The following is a 7,076-nucleotide window of genomic DNA, read 5'->3' on the forward strand; positions in this document are numbered from 1 at the left end:
GTATAGTGCCAGGATTCGACGCGCCGCGTCGGCAGGCCGTGCTTGATCGTCTCGATGGCGTCGTCGCGCTTCAGCATCACCGCGCCGTCGCCCGGCAGCAGCGACAGCCGGTCGCCGAACGCGTCGATCAACGCTGTCTCGGCCGGTGTCCGCTGCGGTTGTGCGTGCATGTTCATCGGTATTACCTCTGGCATCTCACGCTGCTTCGCCGATCACGCCGGCATAGCCATTGGCTTCCAGGTCGAGCGCCAGCGACTTGTCGCCTGACTTGATGACCTGCCCCTTGTAGAGCACATGCACGGTGTCGGGCACGATGTGCTCAAGCAGGCGCTGGTAGTGGGTGATGACCAGGAACGCCCGGTCCGGCGCGCGCAGCGCGTTGACGCCGTCGGAAACGATCTTCAGCGCATCGATGTCGAGGCCGGAATCGGTCTCGTCGAGCACGCACAATTTCGGCTCCAGCAATTTCATCTGCAGGATCTCCGCCCGCTTCTTCTCGCCGCCGGAAAAGCCGACATTAAGCGGCCGCTTCAGCATCGCCATCTCCATGCTGAGCGAGGCGGCGGCTTCCTTCACGCGCTTCAAAAATTCCGGGATCTTCAGCGGCTCCTCGCCGCGCGCCTTGCGCTGCTCGTTCATCGCCACTTTCAGGAATTCCATGGTGGCGACGCCCGGTATCTCCATCGGATACTGGAAGGCGAGGAAGATGCCTGACGTGGCGCGCTCGGCCGGATCCATTTCGAGGATCGACTGGCCGTTGTAGAGGATGTCGCCCTCGGTCACCTCATAGTCCTCGCGACCGGCGAGGATGTAGGACAGCGTCGATTTGCCCGAGCCGTTCGGCCCCATGATCGCGGCAACCTCGCCGGCTTTCACCGTCAGGTTCAGACCGCGGATGATTTCGGTGCCGTCATCGACGATGCGGGCGTGCAGGTTTCTGATTTCAAGCATTTTTTCGTTTCCTGAATATCTGTCCGGTCAGCCGACCGAGCCCTCAAGCGAGATACCGATCAGCTTCTGCGCCTCGACAGCGAATTCCATCGGCAGTTGCTGGATGACGTCCTTGACGAAGCCGTTGACGATCAGCGCGATCGCCTCCTCTTCAGGGATACCGCGCTGCATGACGTAGAATTTCTGGTCCTCGGAAATCTTCGACGTGGTCGCTTCGTGCTCGAACTGCGCCGTCGAATTCTTGGCTTCCATGTAGGGCACGGTGTGCGCGCCGCACTGGTCGCCGATCAGCAGGGAATCGCAGTTGGTGAAGTTGCGGGCGTTGGTCGCCTTGCGGTGCGCCGAGACCTGGCCGCGATAGGTGTTCTGCGAGAAGCCGGCGGCGATGCCTTTGGAGATGATGCGGCTCGACGTGTTCTTGCCGAGGTGGATCATCTTGGTGCCGCTGTCGACCTGCTGATAACCGTTCGAGACAGCGATCGAATAGAACTCGCCCGAGGAATCGTCGCCGCGCAGGATGCAGCTCGGATATTTCCAGGTGATCGCCGAGCCGGTCTCGACCTGCGTCCACGAGATCTTCGAGCGATCGCCACGGCAGTCGCCGCGCTTGGTGACGAAATTGTAGATGCCACCCTTGCCCTCGGCGTCTCCGGGATACCAGTTCTGCACCGTCGAATATTTGATCTCGGCATCGTCGAGCGCCACCAGTTCGACGACGGCGGCATGCAGCTGGTTCTCATCGCGCTGCGGCGCCGTGCAGCCTTCGAGATAGGAGACGTAAGCCCCCTCCTCGGCGATGATCAGCGTGCGCTCGAACTGGCCGGTGTTCTTCTCGTTCATGCGGAAATAGGTCGACAGCTCCATCGGGCAGCGCACGCCCTTGGGCACGAAGACGAACGAGCCGTCGGTGAACACGGCCGAATTCAGCGTGGCGTAATAATTGTCGGAGGTCGGCACAACCGAGCCGAGATACTTCTTCACCAGTTCGGGATGCTCGCGGATGGCTTCCGAGATCGAGCAGAAGATGACGCCGGCCTGCGCCAGCTCCTTCTTGAAGGTGGTGACGACGGAAACGGAATCGAACACGGCGTCGACGGCGACGCGGCCCGATTTGTAGACATTGTCGCTGACTTCCTCGAGTTCCGAGGCGTCGGTCTTCTGCACGCCGGCGAGGATTTCCTGCTCGCGCAGCGGAATACCGAGCTTCTCGTAGACCTTCAAGAGTTCGGGATCGACATCGCTGAGCGAGGTCGGGCCGGGCGTGCTCTTGGGCGCCGCGTAGAAGTAGATGTCCTGGAAATCGATCTTGGGATAGTGGACGCGCGCCCAGGTCGGCTCGTCAAGCGTCAGCCAACGGCGATAGGCTTCCAGACGCCATTCCAGCATCCAGGACGGTTCGTCCTTCTTGGCCGAAATGAAACGGATAATGTCTTCGCTGAGGCCTTTGGGGGCCTTATCCATCGCGATTTCGGTCTGGAATCCATATTTATATTGGTCGACGTCGATCTTTCGGACCCGATCGATCGTGTCCTGCACAGCAGGCATATGCGTTCTCCATCCACGCCGGGGTCAAGGCCCGACAGTTTTCAAACTATGGCACCGCCAAAACGAACCCCAAAAAGGCGCTTGCGGCAGCGTAAGTTTCATATAGTGCGCTTCGACCGGAAATTCACCCGGCCAGCATGAAACGCACGGCTCTACCAGGCCGAATGGCCCAAATCATTTTCGTCAAGCATCGGATTTTCCCGAAAATCGCTACGCGCTTTTCGGTCCGATGCCCCAACCGCTCACGCGGCTTTTTCTCTATCCGCCCGACGCGCGGCGATTCCCGTCAGCGCAACGCGAAACAACTCGATGTCTTCCGCGCCCGTCGCCGGACCGATCGACACGCGCAAGGCGCCAAGGCTGTCACCGTATCCCATGGCTTTCAGCACATGGCTCGGTCCGACCTTGCCGGACGAACAGGCAGAGCCGGCCGACAGCGCTACGCCGGCCAGGTCGAAGGCGATCTGCGCGGTTTCGGCTTTGACGCCCGCAATAGCGAAGAATGCCGTATTGGCAAGCCTTGGCGCACCGGTTCCGAAGATTTCCGCGTCCGGCACCAGCGTTTTCACGATGGCCTCGATCTCGTCGCGGCGCCGGCGCACCGCATCTATGGCCGGCAATCCGGCCAGGGCCTCGCGGGCGGCCGCGCCAAAACCGGCAATGGCAGCGAGGTTTTCAGTCCCGCCGCGATGGCCCTTTTCCTGACCGCCGCCATTGATCAACGGCTTCGGCATCATCAGATCCGAAGCCGCGACGATGGCGCCGACGCCCTTGGGACCACCGATCTTGTGCGAGGACAGAATCAGATAATCGGCGTAACCCGCTGATAGATCGATCGAAACACGCCCGGCGGCCTGCACGGCGTCGACCATGAGGATGCCGCCCGCCGCCTTGACGATCCCGGCGATGCGATCGATCGGCTGGATGACGCCGGTCTCGTTGTTGGCGGCGTGGATGGCAACCAGCGGCAGGCCTTCGCTCTTGTCATGACCACTGAGCGCTGCCGCCAAAGCGTCGAGATCGGCGATACCGTTGGCGTCGACGCCGATCCGGTTTACCTGCACTGCCGGGAAATGTCCGCCGTTCAACAGGCAGGGATGATCGGCCTCCGACACGTAAAGCCGGCTCATGCGCACCGTGCCGCGCCCCATCTGCCAGTCGGGTGACAGCAGCGTCGAGGCTGCTTCCGTGGCACCGGAGGTGAACACGACGTGCTCGGGCTTGGCGTTGACGAGCGCCGCCACGTCACGCCTTGCGGTCTCGATCAGACGGCGGGCCGCCCGCCCCTCGGCGTGAACCGATGACGGATTGGCGGCGACATCGAGCGCCGCGACCATAGCTTCGCGGGCCGCGGCAAGCAGCGGCGCACTGGCATTGTAGTCGAGATAGGCGCGTTTTGCGGCCATTTTCGTCCGTCAAGTCCCGTCAGAAGCCATTCCGCCGTCGTATGGCGTTATTTCCTTGAAATTCCAAGGCGAGCCGTCCTATTTACGCGGCTTGCGGCGCGGGTGGCCGGGCTCGATGTCTTGCCACTCAGTTTTGAACAATTCTAAACTAGCTTCTAAGAAGACGCTCGCCCTGCGTCAAGGCCAGAGGAAACGTTCCAGGCACCGCGCATTCGTATTACCTAGTGGAGTATTTTATGCCTGAGGTCATTTTCACCGGTCCTGCCGGCCGCCTGGAGGGTCGCTACCAGCCTTCCAAGGAAAAGAGCGCGCCGATTGCCATCGTCCTGCACCCGCACCCGCAATTCGGCGGCACGATGAACAACAAGATCGTCTACGACCTCTTCTACATGTTCCAGAAGCGGGACTTCACCACGCTTCGCTTCAATTTCCGCGGCATCGGCCGCAGTCAGGGCGAATTCGACCACGGCACCGGCGAGTTGTCGGACGCTGCCGCGGCGCTGGATTGGGTGCAGTCGCTGCATCCCGATTCCAAGAGCTGCTGGGTCGCCGGCTACTCGTTCGGATCCTGGATCGGCATGCAGCTTCTGATGCGCCGGCCCGAGATCGAAGGCTTCATCTCGATCGCGCCGCAGCCCAACACCTATGATTTCTCGTTCCTGGCGCCCTGCCCGTCATCGGGCCTGATCATCCATGGCGATGCCGACAAGGTGGCGCCGCCGAAGGATGTGCAGGGCCTGGTCGACAAGCTGCACACGCAGAAGGGCATCACCATCACCCAAAAGACGTTGCCCGGCGCCAACCATTTCTTCTCCAACGATGCCGACCTGCTGCTCGAGGAATGCGCCGACTATCTCGACCGCCGGCTGGCCGGCGAATTGTCGGATCCGCGGCCGAAGCGGCTGAGATAAGCAAAGAAAGCAGGGACGGCGATGTACGAACCTCCTCATTTCAGGGAAACGCGGCCGGAAATCCTGCACGGGCTGATCCGGACGCATCCGCTGGGCCTGTTGATTTCCAACGGACCCGATGGGCCGGTCGCCAACGCCATCCCGTTCCTGCTCGACGCGGAAATCGGGCCGAACGGCAGGCTGCGCGCCCATCTGGCGCGGGCCAACCCGCAATGGCGCCTGTTGGCCGACAATCCGGCGTCAACCGTACTGATCGTCTTCCAGGGCAGCGATGCCTATGTGACGCCGTCCTGGTACGAGACCAAGCGCGAGACCGGCAAGGTGGTGCCGACCTGGAATTATGCCATCGTGCAGGTTCGCGGCACCGTCAAGGTGATGGATGATCAGGACTGGCTGGCGCAGCAGATCGCCGATCTGACCGTCTCCCAGGAAGGCGCCCGCGCCGCGCCCTGGGCGGTGACCGATGCGCCGGAGCCCTTCATCCAGTCGCAGATCAAGGGCATTATCGGGCTGGAAATCGAGATCAGCGAAATCCACGGCAAGTGGAAGGTCAGCCAGAACCGGCCGGTCGCCGATCGCGTCGGCGTTGCGCAAGGGCTCGAACACGAGGACCACCGGTCGCCCGACATGGCCGGATTGGTCAGATCCTATGGCGGCCTGGACGGCGTCTAGCTGAATTGGCGGAATGTAGCTTGGAGGTTGGTCATGACGACCAAGCGGGAATTTCAGAGCGACGCCTTTGAGGACCATAGCGCGGTCAGTGACATGGTTCGCGCTGGGACGATCAATAAGCAGACACTACGGTCTTTTGAGGTCTGTCGGTCCGGCCCATCACCGTTCGCGAAGGAAATTAAGGCGCGCCAATGAGCACTGATGAAGCCGAGCCTTGGTGAAGCCCAGCCCGGCCAAATAGAAATCGGGTCATTGCCCTGTAAAAACCTTATCTTTATTAAAATATTTGTCTATGTTGTAAATTGCATGAGCATTACCTTGTGCGGCGGCCCTTTTAAACCAATCATGAGCCACCTCTCGCTCGGACGGCACTCCAAGACCTTTAAGATAGGCTACTCCAAGAGTGTTTTGTGCTTCCGCGTTTCCTTGGTCCGCCGCCTTTGTCGTCCACTCGATCGCTTGCATGAAATCCTGCGGCAGTCCGTAGAATCCGCCGCCATAACTCTGGCCCAACTGTTCCTGAGCCGCAGCATTCCCGTTTGCTGCCGCTTTCTTCAGCCATTTCACGGCAGTGTCTTGGTTGGCGGTTACACCATGCCCAGTAAGGTACATGGCGGACAGCATCGTTTGTGCATACGCTGAGCCCTGCTCCGCGGCCAATAGGTACCATCTGGCCGCTTCAGAATAGCTCTGCGTTACGCCGTTCCCCTCGAAATACATGGCAGCAAGAGCCGCTTGAGAGTCCGCAAATCCACTCTCGGCGGAGAACGCAATCGACTTCAGCGCCTGTACCTTGTCGACTTCAATTCTCAGATTTGGCGGTGAACTGGGAGTTCCGCGTCCTGTCAAAAGCAATAGGCCAAGATTGTGATTGGCCAACACGTCGCCATGTTCCGCAGCCCGCCTGAACCACGCGATGGCTTCGGTGTAGTTCGTGGCGGTGAGTGTCCCCTCTAGGAAATTCACTCCCAAATTATATTCTGCGCGGCTGTAACCGCGCTCTGCGGCCTTCCTTGTCCAAAACAGAGATTTCTGCCGATCGAGTGTTACTCCTCGACCGGTTCCATAAAGATTGCCCAACCAAGTCTCCGCGTCGGGGTGCCCTTTCTCGGCCGCTTTTTGGAACCATTCGAAAGCCTTGACGAAATCCGCTTTAACTCCGAGTCCCAGCAGAAAAACGACGCCAAGCCGGTTCTGCGCGTCGGCCGACCCCGTTAGCGCAGCCGCCTGCAATTCCTGCAGGGTCATATGGTCGACCTGGACTTGCCCCTCCTTCGTGTCAACGAAGGGCGAGGCGTTCGCCATCTCTCCGCCAGCAACAAATGCCGCCAGCAGCGCTCCTACCACCATTCGCGATCGTCGTACCATTGTCCCGCCTTGCCGTCCGGTTATCGCAACGACTTTCCTACCCATGGCATCATCGGCCCGTCAAATTCCTTCTCGGCCCAATCAGCCAAAACGTCTTCTTGCGGACCGGCAAGCCCGAAGGCATCGGCCGGAAGATGAAGCCGAGCCGGGCAAAGACCAGCCCGCAGGCAAGCGCGAAACCGCAGCCAAGGCCGAAGCCGGCGACGGTGTCGCTGGGATAGTG

At 60.6% G+C, this 7,076-nt stretch carries 6 protein-coding genes and 1 pseudogene; 2 read left to right on the forward strand and 5 right to left on the reverse strand.

Features of this window, described 5'->3' with window-relative positions; translation table 11 throughout:
* The 4 genes and pseudogenes from ENZ74_RS35135 to ENZ74_RS15950 form a co-directional block, all read right to left on the reverse strand.
* Positions 1-176: pseudogene (locus ENZ74_RS35135) on the reverse strand (Fe-S cluster assembly protein SufD); the annotation flags it as partial.
* Positions 177-195: 19 nt separating this feature from the next.
* The gene (sufC, locus tag ENZ74_RS15940; RefSeq protein ID WP_013532160.1) at positions 196-951 is read right to left on the reverse strand and encodes a Fe-S cluster assembly ATPase SufC; all 756 of its coding nucleotides are present in this window, start codon (positions 949-951) and stop codon (positions 196-198) included.
* Between the two features lie 27 nt (positions 952-978).
* Positions 979-2,496: a Fe-S cluster assembly protein SufB gene (gene sufB, locus ENZ74_RS15945; protein ID WP_013532161.1), complete on the reverse strand. Its 1,518-nt coding sequence runs from the start codon at positions 2,494-2,496 to the stop codon at positions 979-981.
* 242 nt (positions 2,497-2,738) lie between these two features.
* Positions 2,739-3,902: a cysteine desulfurase family protein gene (locus ENZ74_RS15950; RefSeq protein WP_063167808.1), complete on the reverse strand. Its 1,164-nt coding sequence runs from the start codon at positions 3,900-3,902 to the stop codon at positions 2,739-2,741.
* A 236-nt stretch (positions 3,903-4,138) separates the two neighbouring features.
* Here ENZ74_RS15950 and ENZ74_RS15955 point away from each other — a divergent pair, with 236 nt between their 5' ends.
* Both ENZ74_RS15955 and ENZ74_RS15960 read left to right on the forward strand, forming a co-directional pair.
* Positions 4,139-4,813, forward strand: coding sequence for an alpha/beta hydrolase (locus tag ENZ74_RS15955; RefSeq protein WP_013532163.1), 675 nt, complete (start codon positions 4,139-4,141; stop codon positions 4,811-4,813).
* Positions 4,814-4,834: 21 nt separating this feature from the next.
* The gene (locus ENZ74_RS15960) at positions 4,835-5,485 is read left to right on the forward strand and encodes an FMN-binding negative transcriptional regulator (RefSeq protein ID WP_063167807.1); all 651 of its coding nucleotides are present in this window, start codon (positions 4,835-4,837) and stop codon (positions 5,483-5,485) included.
* 249 nt (positions 5,486-5,734) lie between these two features.
* On the opposite strand, the gene ENZ74_RS15965 is transcribed toward ENZ74_RS15960, so the two are convergent.
* On the reverse strand, positions 5,735-6,835 hold the full coding sequence (locus ENZ74_RS15965; RefSeq protein WP_063167806.1) for an SEL1-like repeat protein: 1,101 nt from the start codon (positions 6,833-6,835) through the stop codon (positions 5,735-5,737).
* Positions 6,836-7,076 lie beyond the last annotated feature (241 nt).

The sequence above is a fragment of the Mesorhizobium sp. M7A.F.Ca.CA.002.15.2.1 genome (genome assembly GCF_003998715.1).
Classification (GTDB): Bacteria; Pseudomonadota; Alphaproteobacteria; order Rhizobiales; family Rhizobiaceae; genus Mesorhizobium; species Mesorhizobium ciceri.